Source organism: Mucilaginibacter sp. OK098, from assembly GCF_900142915.1.
Taxonomy (GTDB): Bacteria; Bacteroidota; Bacteroidia; order Sphingobacteriales; family Sphingobacteriaceae; genus Mucilaginibacter.
Genome location: NZ_FRCM01000007.1, coordinates 285133 through 306490, shown reverse-complemented (window position 1 = coordinate 306490; position 21358 = coordinate 285133). Strand labels below are relative to the sequence as shown.

Genomic DNA, 21358 nt, shown 5'->3' with positions numbered 1-21358 from the left:
TCTTATTTTTTAAGTATGCTGAAAAGCCTGATAAATGAAAAGCGCGCATTGAAAATTAATTCTATGCGCGCTTTTGCCAAATATAAATATAGGGGATTAAATTATTGACAGCTCATCACTACTATCACTTTTAGCACTGCGAAATTTCCGAGAGTTGGTTAGGCGTATTATGTTAAAATTACTTGTGTTTAAGCGTGCGGTTGGATCATATTGCAGGCTGCCTTCGCTCACGTTACCTGTCAGATCAGCTTTGGCGTAATCATTTAAAGTGATGCTGGCAGCATAAGCTTCCAGATCTAGTTGCGCCGATGCGTTGTTGTAGATTCTTACATCAAGATCAATTGCTGAAAGCTTTCCGAATGACTTTACTTCGGCATTGTCATATACGCTTAGTTTTTGTAGCTGGCTAACGGTAACCCATACTTTTAGCTTTTGCGTATTGTATGATGAAATGCGCAACACACCTTTATCATCCTGAACCAATGCATTATCTGAATAGTATTTGTTGTAAACTTTTACCTGGTCGGCGGGGCCGTCTGATACATAAAGCTCAACATTACCGTGGATCTCAATTTCACTGATATTGCTTACAACTGTTAAAGTAGTACTTTCTTCAGTGGTGTTGCCTGCTGCATAGGTTGACTGGCTGATGCCTAACAGTGTTGCGAACAGGATAGCGATGGTTAAAATTAATGTTTTCATTTTCTTAATATTTTAATGGTTGATTTTTGCTTGTTTGTTGTTTTCAATGTTCAAAGCAACAACCATTTCATCTCCTAAAAAAACAAAATAGACCATTAGGCACCTATTGTAGACAAATACGCTGCTTTAGTCGGCAAGTCATATTATATTGATTTATAGTCGGTTTCAAAGGGGTATATCGGTTGCCAATGGCCATTTATCGGTATTTTATGGTTTTCTGTCGGCTATTGGAGCAATTTTATCTGTAATAAATACACTTTTTAAAATATTTTAAAAAGTTAGTGAATTTTCATAAATAGCTTATATTTACTACCTCATTTACAACCTAATAATTATTCTATGCGATATTTTCTCGTTATTTTAATGGCTGCCTTTTGTTTAAACCTGGTCGCCAAACCCATTGATGAACCAAAGTTTAATACCCGCGATTTGAGTATAGCATGGGAAGCCCTGCAAAATAATTATCAGAACAAACCGCAATCATTAAATGCGTTAACCATTACCAACAATGGTAAAGCAACATTCCCAGCCACCGGCTGGAAAATGTACTTTAACTCAGCCCGTTTAATGGCCGAGCAAACCGTTACCGGCAACGCAATCATCAAATTTGTAAATGGCGATCTTTTTAGTTTAACCCCAACAGCCACATTTACCGAAATAAAGCCCGGGCAATCATTACGGATAGAGTTTGTTGATGAAGAACCGGTAATTACCAATACCGACGGCCCGGAAGGATTTTATGTGGTTTGGGACAGCCAGCCCGATAAAGGATACAACACCGGCGCATTTACCATTAAACCCTTTAAACCCAATTACCCGGGACTGGTAACAACGGCTATAATTTATGATCAGAATAAAAATATAACCGATGTGCCGGAGCAACAGTTAACTAAAGTGTTCCCTACACCGGTGAGTTATAAAGAAACCGGGGGCTTTTTTGTTCTTGATAAAAATGTGAGCACTCATTTTGATGATCACTTTGCCGGTGAAGTAATGCGTTTCAACACATGGCTCGCGCAGGTAATTAACAAGACTTCGGGCCGAACCCATCAGGTTGAGGCATCCGGTTTTATAAATTTTAGTTTTAAAGAGGGCCTGGGTGCCGAAGCATATGAGTTAACCGTTAAGGCCGACCGGATAGATGTTAATGCAACTACCGCAACAGGTATTTTCTATGCTATTCAATCTCTCAAAACCTTAATCCCCCCATCAGCATACGCTCATCCGCAAAAAGAAATTCAAATACCTTGTGTAGAAATCAAAGACGAACCACGCTTTGGCTACCGCGCTTTTATGCTTGATGTTGGCCGTAACTTTCAGCCAAAAAAAGAAATTTTCAGGGTGCTTGATGTTTTGGCGCTTTACAAAATAAATGTGTTCCATTTTCATTTAACTGAAGATGAAGGATGGCGTTTGGAAATACCATCGTTACCTGAGCTAACAGAAGTTGGTTCAAAACGCGGCCATACATTAGATAGCAAGCAATTTTTACCACCGTCACACGGCTCAGGCGGTGAAGTAGATAATAAAACCGGCACCGGCTTTTATACCAGGGCCGATTATATTGAGATCCTGAAATATGCAGATAAGCTGCATATTATGGTGATCCCCGAAATTGAGGCTCCCGGCCATGCACGTGCAGCCATTAAATCAATGAATGCCCGGTACACCCGGTTAATGGCGGAAGGTAAAAAGGCAGAAGCAGAAAAATATTTGCTTTATGATCTGAACGACAAATCAGAATATAGCTCCAACCAATACTGGACAGATAATATTATTGACGTATCCCTGCCATCAACCTACAACTTTGTTGAAACCGTAATAGGCGATATTGTTAGTATGTATAAAGAAGCAGGTGCCCCTTTAAAAACCATCAACTTTGGTGGTGACGAGGTGCCGGCACACGTTTGGGAGAAATCTCCGGCATATTTAGCTTTAAAAGCTACACATCCCGAAATTGGAAGCACCGCCGACCTGTGGTACTACTTTTATGGCCGGGTTAACCAGCTTGTAAAAGCAAAAGGGCTTTACCTGTCGGGATGGGAAGAAATGGCATTGCGTAAAACCGCGCTTGATGGTCAGCCTGTTTACGTGCCAAACCCTGATTTTATGCCTGAACATTTGCAGGCCGAAGTTTGGAACAACACATTGGGCGGCGGTAATGAGGACCTGGCGTATAAACTGGCAAATGCAGGCTATAAAACAGTGCTTACCTGTGTAACCAATTTGTATTTTGATATGGCAAACTATAAATCATTTGATGAGCCGGGATATTATTGGGGTGCATTCTCTGATATCGACAAGCCCTTTTCGTTCATCCCATATGATTACTTTAAAAACTCAAAGGTTGATAAAGATGGCTTGCCGTTAAACAGGAACATTTTCATCGGTAAACAACGCCTTACAGATTATGGAAAAAGCAATATTTTAGGCTTGCAAAGTGCTGTTTGGGGCGAAAATATAAAAAGCACCGAACGCCTTGAATACATGCTGTTACCAAGAGTATTAGGCTTTGCCGAACGCGCCTGGAGCCAGGATCCCGCCTGGGCAACTGAAAAAAATGTCGCAAAAAGCGATTCGCTTTACCAAAAGGATTGGGTAAATTTTTTAAATGTATTAGGCAAAAGAGAGCTGCCCCGTTTAAGCTATTATAACGGCGGCTATAATTATAGGGTACCAAAGCCGGGTGTTGCCTTACAGGATAGTAAATATGTTGCCAATATCCAGTTCCCGGGCTTAACCATCCGCTATACAACAAACGGAAAAGATCCCGATGCTAAAAGCGCATTATATAACGATGGTGTTAAAATTGATAATAACAACGTGAAATTTAAAGCTTTTGATACTAAAGGCCGGGGTAGCAACGTTTCAGAACCTGTTACTCCCTAACAAAAAGTAACAGGGGCATTTTGAGGTTTGCCTTTGTTATAACTATTTTAAAACCCTGCGTTAAAGCCAATAAAATAATTGCGCAGCGGCGCAGGGTTATAAAATCTGTTTCCAACAGCATTCAAATCATTCCCAAGGCTGTATTTTTCATTAAGCAGATTGCCTGCACCTGCGTATATTTCAAATTTACTTTTGCGGTTAACTGTAAATTGCCAGCCTGCTTTAGTTTGTAACAGGTTATAATGCGATGCAAAAACGGTATTGGCATCAGTAAGCGGAATGCGCCCGGTATAATTATGCTCAATAAAAAGGTAAAAGCGATCCGGGAATTTAATTTGAAAGCTGGAAACAATTACCTGCCCCGGCACCCCTGTTAATTTATTGTCCGGGTAGTTAGCAGTAGCATTATGGTAATCACCGCTGAAGGTAAATTTGTTGAGCGTTAACGATTCATTAAACTGCAACCCCCTTATAAAGCCGGAACCATTTTGACTGATGATCCAATCTGAAAAATAAAGCTCAATGCCCGGCTGATGTGTGCCACCTGCATTTATATAATATTCAGTTTCGTCCGGGTTAAGGCGCAGCACAATGGCATTATGCAAAACATAATAAAATACTGAAGCATCCAAAAACATACTTTGGTCGGCATTACGCAGGCGGAAACCTGTTTCATAGTTCCAGCCATATTGCGCCTGTAAATTGGTGTTGATGATATTATTGGTGGGCCTTATTTCGGCAGTAGTAGGTGTGGAGTAACCCCGGCTTACAGATGCACGCCATATAAAATTATCCGTTACATCGTATGATAAGGCTACCCTCGGCATTAGTTGCGGGGTAAAATGCCTGTTGGTAAAATCCGCTTCGGCATTTGGGTAAACGTTCCTGAATTTGTAATCATAAAAATTAAGACTCAAAGCCGCTTCTGCATGCCAGCGCTTATACAGATCGAACACATACCGGGTAAAAAAGAAATGCTGGTTGGTGTTGATCTTGTCGAGCGTTTGGGCCGTATCTCTCACGCCTTTTCTGTTGCCATAATTATTAATATCAGCCTTGGTTTGCTGCCATTCCAGTCCTAAATTCAGCTTCCACCCGTAATCTGTATGCTTTTCGCTGCTTAGTTCAAAATAGGTCCGCAAGCCATAGGTGCTTTCGTAGCGCTGCTCATAATTGGTAATAAAGGGATTGGAAAAATCAACATAAGAGCCAAAAACCGACAGTACATTGCGCAGCCTGTTATTTATATGCAGTTCATTAACCACGCCACCCAGCAACATTTTTGTAGTGATGCCTATTTTTTGAGCGATGGCCCCCGGAACAAACTTGGTAGGCAACCGTGCAGATTGCGGATCTGCCTGGTATTGTGCTAAGGTAAGTCCCCCGGGAGTTTGATAATTCAAATCGGAGTAAAAGGCCAATGCCCGAAGCTCGTCTTTGCCATTATAGGTCCACCGGTTTACCGCCTGTATAAAATGACGTTGCATATAGCTATGCTGGCGGTAGCCCCCATAGCTTTCATAACCCTGGTTTAAACTTAAACGGGAATTGCCGATTTGATTCTGGATAGCCACATTTTCATGTACCAGCCCGTAACTCCCCCCGTTTAAACCAAGCAAAACAGAATTGCTATCCGTGTGCAGGTTAACCGGGCTTAACAAAACTACCCCGCCTGAATTTGCACCAAACAAGCTGCCATCAGGTCCTTTTAATATTTCAATATGGTTGATGCTGTTAATATCAATAGCATTGAGATAAGTATTGCCACCCGCATCAGTAAGCGGAATCTCATCGTAATAGATCTTTACATCCCTGATGCCAAATGGCGAACGCAGCAGGCTCCCCCTTATAGACAGTCGGTAACTACCCGGCGACCGTTCCTCGGCTCTTACACCGGGCACACTGTTTAATGCCGAAACAAATGAATTATCGGGCTGCAGGCTCAATTGCGCCTTACTGATAACACTTACAGATGCGGGCACACTTAGTAAGGGCTGATCAGACAAATAGCCCCTGATAATAACCGGCTCTAACTGTTTAGCAGTATCTTTTTTTTGTTTAATGTGAATGTTTTGAGCGCTAACCCCTGAAGCAATAGAAAGCGTAATAAATAAGCTAAGGCAGTGTTTTATCATAGGAGTTATGGAACACAAAAATAGCTTATTTAATTATAAATTAATGCAGCTTAGTATTCCTTTAAGAGTAAATATCAACAGAATTTTAGAAGGATAGTCACAATAATGGATGACACAGATAAACCAGGGGCGCAACCCCCGCAATATAATTAATTGTTGGGGTTAGTTTGCCCTTCAATGCCATCACTTGCTATATCTTATTGCCGATATCAGTCCTTTCTCTATCAAATTCACTAATAATTGGCCGTTTTTTCAAATTACGGGTCGCGCATTGAGTAATTAAATTACTTTTGGAATAAAACCAATTATTTTACAGTTGTTTACCTGGTGATGAAACCAATTTGGCTTAAGTTATTTTTACTGGTAGTTTGTATAACTCTTGCCATCAAAAGCCAGGCGCAGGTTTGTACCGGGAGCCTGGGCGATCCAGTTATTAACCAGGATTTTGGATCGGGTACTAACCAGGGAGCCCCATTAGGTAGTAATGTAACCAATTACAACTACTTTGGAAGCGATTGCCCTAATGATGGAAGTTATACCATTGCCAGTAGTACTAACGGCTGCTTTGGCCAAACCTGGCACACCCTTTCACATGACCACACAGGTAACCCTAACGGGTATATGATGATAGTTAATGCATCAAATAATCCGGGGTTGTTTTATACCCAAAGTGCAGATGCCGGCCAGTTATGCCCCAATACTACTTATGAGTTTGCTGCTTATATAACTAATCTTATCATTCCATCAGCTTGTGGAGGCGCTTCTTCCCAACCTAATATTACATTTTCAATCGAAACAACTACCGGGCAGGTACTTAAAACCTATAATACAGGTAATATACCGCCTACAGACGAAACGGTATGGGCACAATACGGCACCTTTTTTACTACCCCCGCTAATGTTACCAACGTTATTGTAAAAATGATAAACAATGCACCGGGAGGATGCGGGAATGACCTGGCTTTGGATGACATTACCTTTCGTGCCTGCGGCCAGGTGGTGCAGGCTGGTTTTGGATCTTTCAGTGGTTCAGCAGCGCAGGATGTATGTATAGGAAGTAATACCATGGTTACCCTACAAGCCAAAGTTAATGGCAACCCGGTATATCAATGGCAGTATAATACCGGCGGCAATAATTGGGCCGACATACCTGGAGCCAATTCCGATACCTATATAAGGCCTGCTGATAACACCGTTTTAGGGACCTATTTATACCGGGTTGGTGTTGTGGCAAATGGCGGGGATATCTCATCACTTAACTGCAGGGTTTACTCATTGCCATTAACCGCTACGGTAATCCCGCTTCCTGTTGCTGCAGCCATTGCGCCGCAAACCTTCTGTGAAGGCACTACCTTAACCTTAACCGCTTCTGGCGGGGCAACATATATATGGTCGGGGCCCGACCTGGCGCCAACTTTGCAAAACCCGCTGGTTATTAATAACATTGCCCTGGCAGATGCAGGTACTTACACAGTTGTACCCATATCAGCTCAAAATTGCACAGGGGCGCCTGCAAATGTGCAGGTTAGTATTATTCCAAAGCCTGTAGCAAATGTAATTGCCGTTGCACCTATATGTGCCGGCGAACACACACAGCTTGGCGCATCGGGCGGATTGTATTACAAATGGACGCCATCCACCGGGCTTAATCATGATGATGTGCCAAACCCAATAGCCACACCGCTTGTAACAACTACCTATAATGTTAATGTGAGCAATGATTATTGTACCGATACCAAATCAATAATAGTAACCGTAAATCAGAACCCGGTAGCCAATGGCGGCGGAAATAAAAACATCTTTGAGGGACAATCGGTAAAGTTAAGTGGAACGGTAAAAGGGGATAAGATCAGCAGCATTTTATGGTCGCCGGCTACCGCGCTTGACGACCCGACATCAGCCACGCCAATTGCCAATCCTACTGATGATATTACTTATACCATGACGGTAACATCGCAAAGCTGTGGCATCTCCGTCAGCGCTCCTGTTTTTGTAAAGGTTTATAAAAAGATAATCATACCAAATACTTTCTCGCCAAATAACGATGGCATTAATGACCAATGGAACATTGAAGCCTTATTTACCTATCCCGAAAGCTCGACCCTGGTATTTGACCGTTATGGCAAAAAAGTTTACCAAAGTATAGGCTATTCCAAAGCCTGGGATGGTACTTATAACGGTTCGGCCCTGCCCGAAGGCACTTATTACTATGTTATCGATTTGAAAAACAACACGCCTAAACTTTCAGGATGGGTGTTTATTGTAAGGTGATTATATAAAAGCTAAAAGCAGAATGCGTAAAGCTAAAGGCTAAAAATTTGATTATCAATAGTATTGATTTGCGTGAAATTATTTAATAAGCTTTATATGATTATTCCAATCGGTGAAATCAACAAAAATCGGTGTAATCTCCCAATCAAAACAAAATAAATTTATCCATTTGCTCTTCAGTAAACTTCAGGGTATCCTTCTGAAAAAGATTATTATCCGCGTCAAACTCTTTATTAATACTGCCGATATGAATTTTTAACGGCATAATGTTTAAGTGCATATAATGGCAAACACCGGTAAAGTGATCAATGCCCCTAATGTTTCCATATTTACCGGATGATAAACCAACAAGCGCTGCTTTTTTTTCATAAAAGCTTTCGGGAAAGCTGCAGGCATCTATAAAAACCTTTAAAACTCCGGGAAAGCTGCCGTTATATTCGGGGATAATAAACAGGAACTTATCGGTTTTTGACACAAGATCCTGTATCGGCATAAATTCTTCGCTCCTTTTTTTGTACAGATCGCTTTCAATTATATTTGCCGGCAATTGGGTTAAAGATAAGATCCCGGCCTCAAATCCTTTTTCTTTTAATTTTTTCTGATAATACTGTGCCAGCTTATACGTTGAACTGTTTGGGCGATTAGTGGCTGATATGATAGTAACCATGTTTGGGTTATTGAATTTGTGAATTAAAAAATCACGAATGAACAAAGTAAATAAATAATCATGGAAAGACTTATGAAGTTTTCAAAACTTCGTAAGTCTTGTATACATTCGCAAGCTTTTTCTTTCGGACTTCCGGACTTTCTCGACTTTCGGACCCAAAACTGTTTGTAAATAGGCAAAACCTGTGGATTTCGGAATTATTTAAATATGTATCTTTATCCCGCATAAAAAACCTTAGGAAAGTATAAATTGCTGTTCCTATATTTCGTTGTTAGTGAAAAACCCATTTATAAATTTTTTTAACGTATAAAATGAGTAAAATTATTGCTTTAGCCAACCAAAAAGGCGGTGTAGGTAAAACTACGTCATCAATAAATCTGGCTGCAAGTTTAGCCGTATTGGAGTTTAAAACATTATTGGTTGATGCCGATCCGCAAGCCAATTCAACCTCGGGTATTGGGTTTGATCCGAGGAACATAAAGAATAGCATTTATGAGTGTATCATTAACCAGATAGACCCGCGTGAAGCTATTCAAAAAACCGAGACCCCGAATCTGGATCTGTTGCCTGCCCATATTGACCTGGTGGGCGCCGAGATAGAAATGATAAATCTTACCGACCGCGAGTATAAAATGAAAGCGGTGTTAAACAGCATAAGGGATGATTATGATTTTATTATAATTGACTGCTCGCCTTCACTGGGTTTGATCACCATTAACGCTTTAACAGCAGCCGACTCTGTAATTATACCTGTACAATGCGAGTATTTTGCATTGGAAGGTTTAGGCAAGCTGTTAAACACCATAAAAATTGTACAGTCGAGGTTAAACCCTAAACTGGAGATTGAAGGCATATTATTAACGATGTACGATGTAAGGCTGCGTTTATCAAACCAGGTAGTTGAAGAGGTGAGGAGCCATTTTGAAGATATGGTGTTTGATACCATTATTCAGCGTAACACGCGTTTAAGCGAGGCTCCAAGCTTTGGCATATCAGTAATTATGCATGATGCTACCAGCAAAGGGGCAATAAATTATCTTAACCTGGCCCGCGAAATTTTACGCAAAAATGGTTTGGTTAGAGAAGAAGCCACAACAAATACAGCAATAGTATAATTAAAAGATGAGTGCAGAAAAAAGAAACGCTTTAGGAAGAGGATTAAGTGCATTGCTGAATGATTCGGAAAGTGTTAATCAAAGTCAAAATAATAATAAAGCAAATAACGTTTCATCCGGCCCTGAAGTTAACAGCCTGGGTTCGGTAAACGAGATAAAATTATCTGAAATAGAAGTTAATCCGTTTCAGCCCCGTACTGATTTTGACCAGGAAGCTTTGACAGAACTGGCTGATTCAATAAAACTACAGGGACTTATTCAGCCAATTACTGTTAGGCGGCTAAACGCACATAGCTACCAGTTGATATCCGGCGAACGCCGTTTACGTGCCTCAAAGCTTGCCGGTTTAACACACATCCCGGTTTATATCCGTAGTGCCAATGATCAGCAAATGCTGGAAATGGCGCTTATTGAAAACCTGCAGCGCGAAAATCTGAATGCTATTGAAGTAGCACTTAGCTTGCAGCGGATGATTGAGGAATGTAACCTTAAACAGGATGAATTGGGTGAGCGCGTAAGTAAGAACCGGTCGACTGTTACTAACTACCTGCGCCTGTTAAAATTACCCCCGGCTATCCAGGCTTCTATCCGCGAAGGCGAAATTACCATGGGCCACGCCAAGGCATTGATCACTATTGACGATCCCACAAAACAAATATATATCCATCAACATATTATTCAGCAGGGTTTATCCGTTCGTAAGACAGAAGAACTGGTTCGTGATATGCAAAGGGCGCCTGTAAAAAAGGAAGGTAAACAGCCTGAGCCGATCTCGTTCCAGGTTCAAAAAATACAGGACGACCTGGCATCTAAATTCAGCTCAAGAGTTAAGCTGAAAATTGGCGGTCAGGGCCGGGGTACAATTGAGATTCCCTTTTTATCAGAAAGTGATCTTAGCCGGATCCTCGAAATTATGGATTGGTAAACTATATTCCCTTACAACAAAGGGTTTTTTAATGTAACAGATGTATAAATATTTGCTTATTACCTGGCTGCTTGCCGGATTTGTTTTTACTGCCAGGGCACAAAAGCCCGATACAACAATCAAAACTGTTGTAAAAAGTAAAATGGATTCACTTAAGGCAATGCGGCAGGATACCGATATAATAAGATCAGACGCACCTAAAATACGGAAAGAGAAAGTTTATCATCCCGATACTTTGCACAGCCCGCATAAGGCGGTTATCCGCTCCCTGCTTGTTCCGGGACTGGGGCAGATATATAATCACAAAATTTGGAAAGTGCCTGTTATTTATGGCGCACTTGGTCTTTTTGGCTGGGGAATAGTATTTAATGCCCAGTATTACAAGGAGTTTTTGCAACTGTCAATATATCGCAATCATTTAATAACGCCAAAGGCTGGTGATCCTTATTATACTGAATATAACCAATATAAAGCTGCAAATGTTAGCGATCAGGCAATTTATGATGCAAAAGATGGCTACCGCCGCAACCGTGACCTTTGTATATTAGGAGCTGTAGCTTTTTGGGGTATAAATGCTGTTGACGCTTATATCGACGCCAAATTTATCCATAGCTATACGCTTGACAATAATTTTTCAATGCGGATAACGCCCGGCCTGATCAATCAGCCAACTATTTATGCTCAAAATTCTATCGGTTCATATATTCCGGGGATAAAAATTACCTTTACACTTTGATAATTGTTCAAGGTTACAGATCTTGTCAATCATCAGGCAGTATGGTTGTTAGCATCACATCAAAAAAATAAAAACCGGAATGAAGATCGCATTATTAGGATACGGGAAAATGGGCAAGATAATTGAAAAAATTGCCACCGACCGCAAGCACGAAATCGTATTAAAAATTGACCAGGATAACCAGGATGAGCTAACTGCCGAAAACCTGCAAATGGCCGATGTTGCCATTGAGTTTAGCACCCCCGGTACCGTATTAAGTAATATTGAGCACTGCCTTAATGCAGGTGTGCCTGTTGTTGTTGGTACAACCGGCTGGTATAGTAACCTGCCAAAGTTAAAAGAGCAATATGAACGCAGCAGCACAGCCCTGTTATATGCCACAAATTTTAGTGTTGGCGTAAATATATTTTTCCACGTTAATAAGGTGCTTGCCAGGCTGATGAACAATTACCCGTATTATGATGTGCAGGTTGAAGAGATCCACCATACCCAAAAGCTTGATTCGCCAAGTGGTACAGCCATAACCATTGCTGAAGGAATAGTTGAAAACCTCCACTCGAAAAAAGAATGGGTTAATTCTCTTACTGCCGACGGCGCCGAAACTGCGGATGATAATGTAAAAAGCGATCAACTGCTGATAGAATCCTTTCGGATTGACAGCGTTCCGGGTACGCATACCGTTATCTATGATTCAGAGGTCGATTCGATAGAATTTAAACATACCGCCCATAACCGTAACGGCTTTGCATTAGGTGCCGTATTGGCTGCTGAATGGATCCAGGGAAAAACAGGATTCCACTCGGTTGAAGATATGTTTGACTTTAAATAAGAGAAGAGAGTCAGGAAGCAAGAGATCAAGAATCAAGAGATAAGAATAAAGATAAACAGGAAACAAGGATCAAGATTAGAAGAAATAAGAAAAGATTTAAGCATTGACAGAAAAGTTTTTCATCTTGACTCTTGATTTCTTGACTCTTGATTCTGTATTCCTAAAATAAATTACCAATATTGTAAACATGAACTGGAAATTCTGGAGTAAAAAGAAAGATACCCCTAAAAAAAAGAAAAGCGCTGTACGCGAGTGGACTGATGCTATCGTTTTCGCTGTAATAGCGGCAACTTTGATCCGTACTTTTTTTATAGAAGCCTATGTAATACCTACCCCATCAATGGAAAGATCGCTGCTTGTTGGCGACTTTTTGTTTGTAAGCAAGGTTAATTACGGAGCCCGCACACCTATAACACCAATTGCATTCCCATTTGCCCACCATACCATGCCGCTTATAAATACCAAGGCCTATTGGGACGGGATCCAGCTTCCTTATTACCGCTTACCTGGTTTAAGTGATGTTAAAAAAGGCGATGTGGTGGTATTTAACTATCCTATGGATGCAGATTCACCGTTTTACAGGCCGGTTGATAAGCGTGAAAACTTTATAAAACGTTGCCAGGGTGCTCCCGGCGATACTTTAAGTGTTGTTGACGGACAGGTATATGTAAACCGCAAAATCGCTCCCAACCCACCGGGCGAGCAAATGGAATACAGTTATTCAACCAACGGTGTTGATCTTAACCCGCAAATTACGGATGAGCTTAACATAACACTTTATGAAGGGCATACTTATCAGGCCATGACGAAGGAATCTGCCGATAAATTAAAAGGATACTCAAACATAAAATCACTTAAACCGATCCTTTCTCAAAAAGGGATAAGTGATCCTAATAGCGCGGTTTATCCTACAAATCCGGGTCACCCGGTTGGTCCGCCTAACCTGATGCTTAACGGCAAACAGCCTGACTTTAAATGGAGCGTTGACAATTATGGCCCTATAATTATTCCTAAAAAAGGGTGGACAGTAAAGCTTGACAGTATGACCTATCCGCTTTATGAGCGTTGTATCAGAACCTATGAGAACAACAAGCTGGAAGTTAAAGGCAACGATATTTTTATTAACGGCAAAAAGACCGACAGCTACACCTTTAAAATGAATTACTTCTGGATGATGGGCGATAACCGTCATGATTCAGACGATTCACGCTTTTGGGGTTTTGTGCCTGAAGACCACATTGTTGGCAAAGCCTTGTTTATCTGGATGAGCTGGGATGATAATGCACCATTCTTCAGCAAGATCCGCTGGAGCAGGTTATTCAATGGCATTCATTAATATATGGGAATAGCTTATTATATAGGGGTATGCATATTAGCTGCCCCTTTTTTTGTTTTAATGCTTCCTGGTTATTGGAAATTATTCAGAAAAGCAGGCTGGCAAGGATGGGAGGCACTCGTTCCATTTTACTCAACCTACGTAATGCTTAAAATAAGTGGTAGACCTGCGTGGTGGCTCATTTGGCTTTTTATCCCAATATTAAACTTAGTTGCCGGATTGGGTATCTACATTGATTTTATAAAATCATATGGAAAATTTACTATCCGTAAACAACTTGCAGCCTCATTTTTCCCGTTTATTTATTTACCCAAATGGGGCTTTGATGATACCCGATATTTAGGCCCATCTGCAACTGCGGAGTTTAAAGAAAAATTTGGAAAGCCTGCAAAAACGCCTACTGTTATTGTGTGGGGTGTCCCTTTTTTATGCTCTGTTGCCGCTGCGATATTTATTCGTGCTTTTTTTATAGAGTCGTACATTATGCCAACATCTTCAATGGAACGTACTTTACTTACAGGGGATTACTTTTTTGTAAGCAAGCTAAGCTATGGAGCGCGCACACCAATGCGGCCCGTATCATTCCCGTTTACTAAAATATACTTGGATGGATTAAAGCTTCCTTATTTAAGGTTGCCTGGTTTCAGCAGCATAAAAAGAGGAGATGTTGTGGTGTTTAATTATCCTATGGATGCCGATTCACCTTACTATCGCCCGGTTGATAAGCGCGAAATTTTCTTAAAGCGGTGCGAAGGAATTGCCGGAGATACTTTAAGCGTGGTTGATGGACAGGTATATATAAATAACAGGCCTTCACAAAATCCATCTGAAGGGGAAATAGATTATACTTATGTTACAACAGGAGCCGATCTTAATCCACAAATTTTAAAAGACCTGCATGTTTCTATGTATGACGGTAATCCAAACCCGACCATGACAGCTGAGGCAGCTAAGATATTAAAGGGATATTCAAACGTTAAATCAATAAAGCCGCATATCTCACCAAAAGGATTAACAGACCCAGAGAGTCCGGTTTATCCAACAAACTCCATCCATCCGGTAGGTCCCGCAAGTTTAATGCTTAATGGCAGACAGCCTGATTATAAATGGAACGTGGATAATTACGGTCCTATAATTATTCCCAAGAAAGGCTGGACAGTAAAACTTGATAGTATGACCTACCCGCTATATGAGCGCTGCATAAATATTTATGAAAACAATAGACTGGAAGTTAAAGGGAATGACATATTCATAAATGGCAAAAAAACCAAGAGCTATACTTTTAAATTGAATTATTACTGGATGATGGGCGATAACAGGCACGATTCGGATGATTCACGCTTTTGGGGTTTCGTTCCGGAAGATCATATTATAGGAAAGGCATCTTTTATCTGGATGAGTGCAGATGATAAAGCGCCGCTATTTAGTCAAATTCGCTGGGACAGGTTATTTAAAGGAATAAATTAAGGTTTTGTAATGGTATATGCTGTTGTCGCGTTCCTGGTATTAATATGGGCCGGTTCCTGGAAACTGTTTAAAAAAGCAGGCCGCCCGGGCTGGGAAGCGCTGATCCCGGGTTATTCAACCTACATCATGCTAAAGCTAAGCGGAAGGCCCGCCTGGTGGCTTTTCTGGCTTTTTATCCCGGTATTTAATGTTATTGTTGGTATCGGGATCTATATGGATTTTGTTAAGTCATATGGAAAATTTACCATAAGGCAGCAGGCCGCTGCAATACTATTGCCATTTATATTTCTCCCAAAATGGGGTTTTGAGAAAAAGACCCAATACCTTGGGCAATCTGCAAATATTGGGTTTAAGGAAGCACACCGGGAAAAGTTAGTTAAATCATCAACCCGGGAGTGGACAGAAGCAATATTGTTTGCCATGCTTGCCGCCACGCTGATCCGTACCTTTTTTATTGAGGCTTACGTTATCCCAAGCGGATCAATGGAAAGTTCGCTCTTAATTGGCGATTATTTATTTGTGAGTAAGGTTAACTATGGTCCGCGTACGCCAATTACCCCGGTTTCTTTTCCGTTTGCCCATCATACCATGCCGCTTATTAATACTAAAGCTTACTGGGACGGCATTAAATTGCCTTATTTTCGCCTGCCAGGGTTAAGCACTGTTAAAAAGGGTGATGTTGTTGTTTTTAATTATCCGATGGATGCTGATTCACCGTTTTACCGGCCTGTTGATAAACGCGAAAACTATATAAAACGCTGCCAGGCGACTCCCGGAGATACACTGACGATCATCAATGCGCAGGTTTACATAAATGGTAAAAAAGCGCTAAACCCAGTGGATGGGCAGCCTGCATATATTGTACATACAAACGGCCAACTGCTTGATTCGCTTATTTTACGGGAACTGCATATTGATGTACGGCAGCAATTTGGTGATAATGACTATGAAATGCTGATGACCCGCCAATCTGCCAAAGCAATGAGCGCTTATGCTAACGTTAAATCGGTAACTGAATATTACCAGAATATCTCAGGGTTTGAAGAATCAATCTTTCCGCACGACAAACACTTCAGATGGACATTAGATAACCTTGGCCCAATCATCATCCCTAAAAAAGGCTGGACAATTACATTGAATGACTTAACTATCCCAATGTATAAACGGGCTATTGAGGTGTATGAAAACAACAAGGTTACTATCTCAGGCAAGGATCTTATAATCAATGGAAAAAAAGCTGCAACCTATACCTTTAAACAGGATTATTACTGGATGATGGGCGATAACCGCCATAACTCGGAAGATTCGCGCTTTTGGGGATTTGTGCCAGAGGATCATATTGTTGGCAAAGCGCTGTTTATATGGATGAGCACCGATGAAATCGCAGATTTTTTACACCAGACCCGTTGGAGAAGGATCTTTAAGTGGATAAGGTAAATTGGTTGATTGAATTGATTAAGAGAGTGGTTGATTAAGTTAAATCTCAATCAAGCATTCCCCCGTTAGGGGGCCAGGGGGCCTATCCCAAACCTCTCAGCCAGCCCATTCAAATCCTCCACAACAGCATCAACTAACGGGATGCCGTTTACTTTTCTATCTGCTTCGGCTTCCAGCTCCGGCTCACCGGGGATAATAACTTTTTGATCAGGATCAACTGTTTGTGCCGATTTAAAACGGGTGATCCAGTTATCCAAATGTGCTTTAAATTCATCAATAGGGCGGAAGCCATCCACCCGCATAGCCCCAACAAAATGACCGATGCCCAGGCCAACAGGGTCTGTCGGAGGCTGTAAAAAAGCAACAAACGGGGGCACCCATGGCCCATAATTAGCCCCAGATAATACTGCCGAAAGAATATCTACCGTTGCGCTTAGTCCAAATCCTTTATGGCTGCCATGTTCTTTATCGCCACCTAATGGTAAAAGCGAGCCACCGGATTTTAAAGCATGCGGATCGGTGGTATAATTACCATCAGCATCCTGGATCCAACCTTCGGGAACCGGTTTTCCGGCACGCTGCGCAATCTCCAGCTTGCCGTTTGCAGCCGCCGAAGTAGCCATATCAACCACTACCGGTGGATATTTACCCGCCGGAAAAGCGTAGCACATGGGGTTGGTTCCCAGTAATCTTTCGTTTGAGTAAGTTGGTGCAACCAGCGGACTGGCATTGGTCATGGCAAAACCGATCATGTCTTTTTCAACCGCCAGCAAGCTGTGATAACCTGCAATCCCAAAATGGTTGGAGTTTCGTACAGACACCCAGCCGGAGCCGTATTGCTCAGCCTTTTTAATGGCTAAACGCATAGCAAAGGGAGCAACGACCAGACCTAAACCCGCATCGCCATCAACAGTGGCTGTGGTGGGTGTTTCGTGTACAATGGTGATATTTGGGTTAGTGTTTATCCGTTTGCTTTCCCACAGGCGCACATAGCCCACCAGGCGTGCAACACCGTGCGAATCAATTCCGCGAAGATCTGCTTGCAACAATACATCCGCAGCCAGAACAGCATGTTCATTACTGCAGCCCATGGAAAGGAAGATATTTTGGGTGAAATTACGGAGAGCTGATTGAGAGATTAGCATGGGCAAATATAGCGGGTTTGCATTCAGCCAGATTTACGAAGTTTCAAAAACTTCGTAAATCTTTTGGGAATTAATTATTTATCCAGCTCCTTCAATATCTCCAACCCTTCATCCCACTCTCCGAAACCCGATGACACGTTAATATGCCCCGCATCCCCAATATTAATTAATTCGCTACCCCAACTATCGGCAAAAAGTTCGGCGCGGTCAAATTTTACATAAAAATCGTTTGTGCTGGCTACCACTATTGTTTTGAATGGTAGTTTAACCAGAGGTACAGGTTTAAATCCTGTTGTTCCGGGTGGGTAGGTATCTGCCTCGGTATCGCTTGGCCCAACCAATAAGGCGCCTTTAATTTTAATGTTAAATTTTTGCGCCCAATAGGCTATTGTTGAGCAAGCCAGGCTATGGCCAACCAATATCACATTAGCAGGGTCATGTTTGCTTACTTCATTGTTAATAGCTTCTATCCAGTCAGCGCAAACAGGGGTTTCCCATTCTTTCTGTTCAACACGGGTGAAATTAAACTTGTTTTCCCAAATAGATTGCCAATGCTGCGGGCCTGAATTGCCAAGGCCAGGAATGATAAGGATTGTAGAATTGAATTGCATATACTTTTATTTCAAAGTTATTTTTCGAATCAAATAATTAAAATCAGCCACGTATATATTCCCCGACTTATCAATCGCTATTCCGCCGGGGGAGTTAAATGAGGCTTTGTCAGCCGGTCCGTTTGCAGCGCCTGAAGCACCGCTACCCACTAGCGTGCTTACTTCACCGTTGGGCGTTATCATCCTGATCACATTGTTACCAAAGTCGGTTACATAGATATTATCTTTTGCATCTACAGCAACACCCCAGGGAGAAAAAAATGATGCTAAAGTTCCTTTCCCGTTAATAAAGGTGCCCTTGCTATTACCACCTGCAAATGTTGTAACATCGGCATTAGGTGCAATCTCCCTGATTAAACTTCTGGAGAAATCTGCTACTAACAGATTTCCTGAAGAATTAAACGCGATTGAGAATGGCTCAGTAAAAGTAGCATTGGTGCCATTTCCGTCTTTTGAACCTCTCGCAAACGGGCCGCCGCCTGCAAATGTGCTTACTATTCCATCAGTCGAGATTTTTCGGATAACATTATTGCGGCCATCACTTACAAAAAGATTGCCTGCTTTATCAAAGGCCATCCCATCGGGGTCAACGTACAAAGCATCACTTAATTTTCCGTCGGCATAGCCTCCCCCAATGTGGCCGCTAATAGTAGTAACATCCCCATCAGGGCTTATTTTACGGATCAGTCTATTCTCGGTGTCGCCAACATAGATATTATGGGCTGCATCAATTGCAGTACATTGCGGATATTTGAAAGATGCGGCCGCTCCTTTACCGTCATCACTTCCTTCTTTGCTGCTGCCGGCTAAAGTAGTTACCAGCCCATCAGGGCTAACCTTCCTGATGGCGTTGCCGGAAGTTACATATAAGTTATCGTCTGCATCAAATTCAAGCGAAGAGATAGTTGAAAAGGAAGCTGCGGCACCCTGCCCATCATCATATCCCGATTTACCGCTACCCACAAATGCGCTTACTACAGCAGTAAACTGGTAAGTAAATACAGGGCCTGGTACTGCGGTAGCATCTTTTACGGAAACACTAACAACTCCGGTGCCAGCGCCCACTGGAACAGTAGCTATTATCTTTGTGGCTGATGCGGCTTTAATTTCAGCGGGCTTTCCATTAAATAATACTTTATCTTCGGCAATGGCAGCGCTAAAACCTGTGCCGTTAATAGTTACACTAGTATTGTATGGCCCTGTGTTTACGCTTAAAGACGTAATAGCTACTGGCTTATTGGGAGTATCCGCAGTTTTTTTAGAGCAGGATATCAAAAATGAGACTGTTAAAAATACAAGGATGCGAATAACACTGCCTGACTTTATGTGCTTATATATCATTCCGAATTTGACTTGTGAAGTTATATTTACCAATTGCTAAATATAATTTACTAATTCGATAACTACCAGATAAATAAGAGTAATTTATTGGTGAAAAGTGCTGGATAATTAAGTTATCAGGATTTCTCCGTCAGCACTGTAAACTTAAAATCAAGTGGCTCAAAGTGGCGGATGAGTTCATCAATAAATTCCTGCCCCCATTTTACATAAAACAGGCCGAAGTTTTCGGAGCGTTCCTGAAGGCTGTCTTTTGGGAAAATATCGCTCTTGATATGTTCAACCTGCTCAAGACGGGTAAGGTAGTTGCGTTTTTCGGCCTTTATCAGTTTTTTCTCCAGGTTATCAACCGCATGTTTTAACCGGGTCTGTACCGCATCTGCTGATGGAGCAAGAGTGCTATCTATTTTATAGGCGCGCAGCTTTATTTTTTCAAAAACACTGGTCAGTTCGCGCCACTCTTCTGTAAGCGTTAAATTATGCTGACTATGCTTTTTTATCCAGTCGTTTTTTATGGTATCACTGGTTTTGAACAGGTCGGCAGGTTGCAGATCCATTTTAGCAATTTTTGAAGCAGTTTCCTTGCCTATCACCAAACCAGAATTACGCAGGATCAGGATTGGGAAATCAACCTTATAATGCTCGAAATTTGATTTTAGTTCCAGCCAGTATACTACCTCAGCGCCGCCGCCTATATAGGCAATGTTTGGTAAAATACACTCCTGGTAAAGTGGGCGCATCACCACATTTGGGCTAAACCGTTCCGGGTACTGACTGATCTCGGCCTTTAATTCAGCTTCTGTAAAACTGATCTCGCTATTTAATACATTGTAACTATCATGCTCAAAAACTATCCGCTCGCGCAGGCCATCCATCAAATAAAAGAAATTGATCTCGCGGGGATTAACCTGGATGTGTATGCCCAAATCATGCAATTGCTTATTGGTAGCTTCAATGTTTTTAAAGCTGTTCTGCTCAATTATATCCTGCTCAATTATCGGTGCAAATGATTGTTTAAAACGGTGATCGTCAGCATCAATAATTACTAAGCCATATTGGCCAAACAAAGCATTCACCAAATACCGGGTAGCGTCGGCCAGCTTATCAAATTTTGTGTAGGCAGTTTCAACAATTTCGGCAAGCTCATTAGCATGGCGCTCAATACCCAAAGCGCCTTTATATTGATTAAGCGCCTGGCGCATGGTATCCGGGTTTATCCTTCCGGTAGCACCAGAAGCCTCATACCACCAATGCACTTTTTTTCCACCGATATTGGTATAGTTTATCTCGGCAAAATCATGATCTTCAGATGCCATCCAGTAAACCGGTACAAAATCTTTATCTGGAAATTGCGCTTTTAGCTGACCGGCCAATTTTATAGCCGTAACAATTTTATAAATAAAATACAGGGGGCCTGCGAATATATTTAGCTGATGGCCTGTAGTAATAGTATATGAGTTGTCTTTTTTGAGAAGGGATATATTGTTTTGAACCTCATCCTGGTAGGGCATTTTGCTGTATTGGTCTGTCACGATCTTTACCAGCATCTCACGGTCGGCAATTACCTTTTTGCTTTTCAGCATTTTAGCAAAGCCATTGAGATCCGGCCGGTAACCATAAAACGGACGAAGCGCAGGGGCATCTTCCAGGTAATCAATAACGGTTGGGGAGAAAGATCCCGTGTCTTTATAGTTTATACAGGCTGAGTCCATTTTTTGATTTCGGATGTCGGATGTTCCATTTCGGATTTAGGGA

16 protein-coding genes are annotated in these 21358 nt (G+C 41.7%); 9 read left to right on the top strand and 7 right to left on the bottom strand.

The window, feature by feature from the left end; genetic code table 11:
- Positions 1-96: 96 nt before the first annotated feature.
- Positions 97-702 (bottom strand): GIN domain-containing protein, encoded by a 606-nt coding sequence (locus tag BUE31_RS23930; protein ID WP_073406375.1) that lies wholly within the window; start codon positions 700-702, stop codon positions 97-99.
- Between the two features lie 339 nt (positions 703-1041).
- On the opposite strand from BUE31_RS23930, the gene BUE31_RS23925 reads away from it, so the two are divergent.
- Positions 1042-3591, top strand: a complete 2550-nt coding sequence (locus tag BUE31_RS23925) for a family 20 glycosylhydrolase (protein WP_073406374.1) — start codon at positions 1042-1044, stop codon at positions 3589-3591.
- Positions 3592-3638: 47 nt separating this feature from the next.
- On the opposite strand, the gene BUE31_RS23920 is transcribed toward BUE31_RS23925, so the two are convergent.
- The gene (locus BUE31_RS23920; RefSeq protein ID WP_073406373.1) at positions 3639-5726 is read right to left on the bottom strand and encodes a TonB-dependent receptor; all 2088 of its coding nucleotides are present in this window, start codon (positions 5724-5726) and stop codon (positions 3639-3641) included.
- Between the two features lie 330 nt (positions 5727-6056).
- Between BUE31_RS23920 and BUE31_RS23915 the strand changes: the two genes are divergently transcribed.
- Positions 6057-7997: a gliding motility-associated C-terminal domain-containing protein gene (locus BUE31_RS23915; protein ID WP_073406372.1), complete on the top strand. Its 1941-nt coding sequence runs from the start codon at positions 6057-6059 to the stop codon at positions 7995-7997.
- A gap of 145 nt (positions 7998-8142) precedes the next feature.
- Here the strand turns inward: BUE31_RS23915 and BUE31_RS23910 are convergent, their stop codons facing one another.
- On the bottom strand, positions 8143-8664 hold the full coding sequence (locus tag BUE31_RS23910; RefSeq protein WP_073406371.1) for an NADPH-dependent FMN reductase: 522 nt from the start codon (positions 8662-8664) through the stop codon (positions 8143-8145).
- 311 nt (positions 8665-8975) lie between these two features.
- Between BUE31_RS23910 and BUE31_RS23905 the strand changes: the two genes are divergently transcribed.
- The 7 genes from BUE31_RS23905 (at position 8976) to lepB (BUE31_RS23875) (ending at position 16509) form a co-directional block, all read left to right on the top strand.
- Positions 8976-9779, top strand: a complete 804-nt coding sequence (locus BUE31_RS23905) for a ParA family protein (protein WP_073406370.1) — start codon at positions 8976-8978, stop codon at positions 9777-9779.
- A gap of 7 nt (positions 9780-9786) precedes the next feature.
- On the top strand, positions 9787-10704 hold the full coding sequence (locus BUE31_RS23900; RefSeq protein ID WP_073406369.1) for a ParB/RepB/Spo0J family partition protein: 918 nt from the start codon (positions 9787-9789) through the stop codon (positions 10702-10704).
- Between the two features lie 40 nt (positions 10705-10744).
- The gene (locus tag BUE31_RS23895; RefSeq protein ID WP_073406368.1) at positions 10745-11440 is read left to right on the top strand and encodes a DUF5683 domain-containing protein; all 696 of its coding nucleotides are present in this window, start codon (positions 10745-10747) and stop codon (positions 11438-11440) included.
- Between the two features lie 79 nt (positions 11441-11519).
- Positions 11520-12269, top strand: a complete 750-nt coding sequence (gene dapB, locus BUE31_RS23890; RefSeq protein WP_073406367.1) for a 4-hydroxy-tetrahydrodipicolinate reductase — start codon at positions 11520-11522, stop codon at positions 12267-12269.
- A 187-nt stretch (positions 12270-12456) separates the two neighbouring features.
- Positions 12457-13605: a signal peptidase I gene (gene lepB / locus BUE31_RS23885; RefSeq protein ID WP_073406366.1), complete on the top strand. Its 1149-nt coding sequence runs from the start codon at positions 12457-12459 to the stop codon at positions 13603-13605.
- 3 nt (positions 13606-13608) lie between these two features.
- On the top strand, positions 13609-15072 hold the full coding sequence (gene lepB / locus BUE31_RS23880; protein WP_073406365.1) for a signal peptidase I: 1464 nt from the start codon (positions 13609-13611) through the stop codon (positions 15070-15072).
- A 9-nt stretch (positions 15073-15081) separates the two neighbouring features.
- Complete coding sequence (gene lepB, locus BUE31_RS23875; protein WP_073406364.1) at positions 15082-16509, top strand: signal peptidase I; 1428 nt, start codon at positions 15082-15084, stop codon at positions 16507-16509.
- A gap of 65 nt (positions 16510-16574) precedes the next feature.
- Here lepB (BUE31_RS23875) and BUE31_RS23870 read toward each other — a convergent pair whose 3' ends face one another.
- The 4 genes from BUE31_RS23870 to bshC all read right to left on the bottom strand — a co-directional run bounded on the left by BUE31_RS23870 (position 16575) and on the right by bshC (position 21315).
- Positions 16575-17654, bottom strand: coding sequence for an Ldh family oxidoreductase (locus BUE31_RS23870; protein ID WP_073406363.1), 1080 nt, complete (start codon positions 17652-17654; stop codon positions 16575-16577).
- Between the two features lie 74 nt (positions 17655-17728).
- Positions 17729-18265, bottom strand: a complete 537-nt coding sequence (locus BUE31_RS23865) for an RBBP9/YdeN family alpha/beta hydrolase (RefSeq protein ID WP_073406362.1) — start codon at positions 18263-18265, stop codon at positions 17729-17731.
- A 6-nt stretch (positions 18266-18271) separates the two neighbouring features.
- Positions 18272-19606, bottom strand: coding sequence for an IPT/TIG domain-containing protein (locus BUE31_RS23860; RefSeq protein WP_083620256.1), 1335 nt, complete (start codon positions 19604-19606; stop codon positions 18272-18274).
- Positions 19607-19722: 116 nt separating this feature from the next.
- Positions 19723-21315, bottom strand: a complete 1593-nt coding sequence (gene bshC / locus BUE31_RS23855; RefSeq protein ID WP_073406361.1) for a bacillithiol biosynthesis cysteine-adding enzyme BshC — start codon at positions 21313-21315, stop codon at positions 19723-19725.
- Positions 21316-21358: the final 43 nt, after the last annotated feature.

Bases quoted from the DNA above. Each gene is read 5' to 3' on its own strand.
- BUE31_RS23910 (WP_073406371.1), bottom strand. From the start codon at position 8,664: ATGGTTACTATCATATCAGCCACTAATCGCCCAAACAGTTCAACGTAT.
- BUE31_RS23905 (WP_073406370.1), top strand. From the start codon at position 8,976: ATGAGTAAAATTATTGCTTTAGCCAACCAAAAAGGCGGTGTAGGTAAA.
- BUE31_RS23930 (WP_073406375.1), bottom strand. From the start codon at position 702: ATGAAAACATTAATTTTAACCATCGCTATCCTGTTCGCAACACTGTTA.
- BUE31_RS23900 (WP_073406369.1), top strand. From the start codon at position 9,787: ATGAGTGCAGAAAAAAGAAACGCTTTAGGAAGAGGATTAAGTGCATTG.
- BUE31_RS23895 (WP_073406368.1), top strand. From the start codon at position 10,745: ATGTATAAATATTTGCTTATTACCTGGCTGCTTGCCGGATTTGTTTTT.
- dapB (WP_073406367.1), top strand. From the start codon at position 11,520: ATGAAGATCGCATTATTAGGATACGGGAAAATGGGCAAGATAATTGAA.
- lepB (WP_073406365.1), top strand. From the start codon at position 13,609: ATGGGAATAGCTTATTATATAGGGGTATGCATATTAGCTGCCCCTTTT.
- BUE31_RS23915 (WP_073406372.1), top strand. From the start codon at position 6,057: ATGAAACCAATTTGGCTTAAGTTATTTTTACTGGTAGTTTGTATAACT.
- lepB (WP_073406364.1), top strand. From the start codon at position 15,082: ATGGTATATGCTGTTGTCGCGTTCCTGGTATTAATATGGGCCGGTTCC.
- BUE31_RS23920 (WP_073406373.1), bottom strand. From the start codon at position 5,726: ATGATAAAACACTGCCTTAGCTTATTTATTACGCTTTCTATTGCTTCA.
- BUE31_RS23925 (WP_073406374.1), top strand. From the start codon at position 1,042: ATGCGATATTTTCTCGTTATTTTAATGGCTGCCTTTTGTTTAAACCTG.
- BUE31_RS23865 (WP_073406362.1), bottom strand. From the start codon at position 18,265: ATGCAATTCAATTCTACAATCCTTATCATTCCTGGCCTTGGCAATTCA.
- lepB (WP_073406366.1), top strand. From the start codon at position 12,457: ATGAACTGGAAATTCTGGAGTAAAAAGAAAGATACCCCTAAAAAAAAG.
- BUE31_RS23860 (WP_083620256.1), bottom strand. From the start codon at position 19,606: ATGATATATAAGCACATAAAGTCAGGCAGTGTTATTCGCATCCTTGTA.
- bshC (WP_073406361.1), bottom strand. From the start codon at position 21,315: ATGGACTCAGCCTGTATAAACTATAAAGACACGGGATCTTTCTCCCCA.
- BUE31_RS23870 (WP_073406363.1), bottom strand. From the start codon at position 17,654: ATGCTAATCTCTCAATCAGCTCTCCGTAATTTCACCCAAAATATCTTC.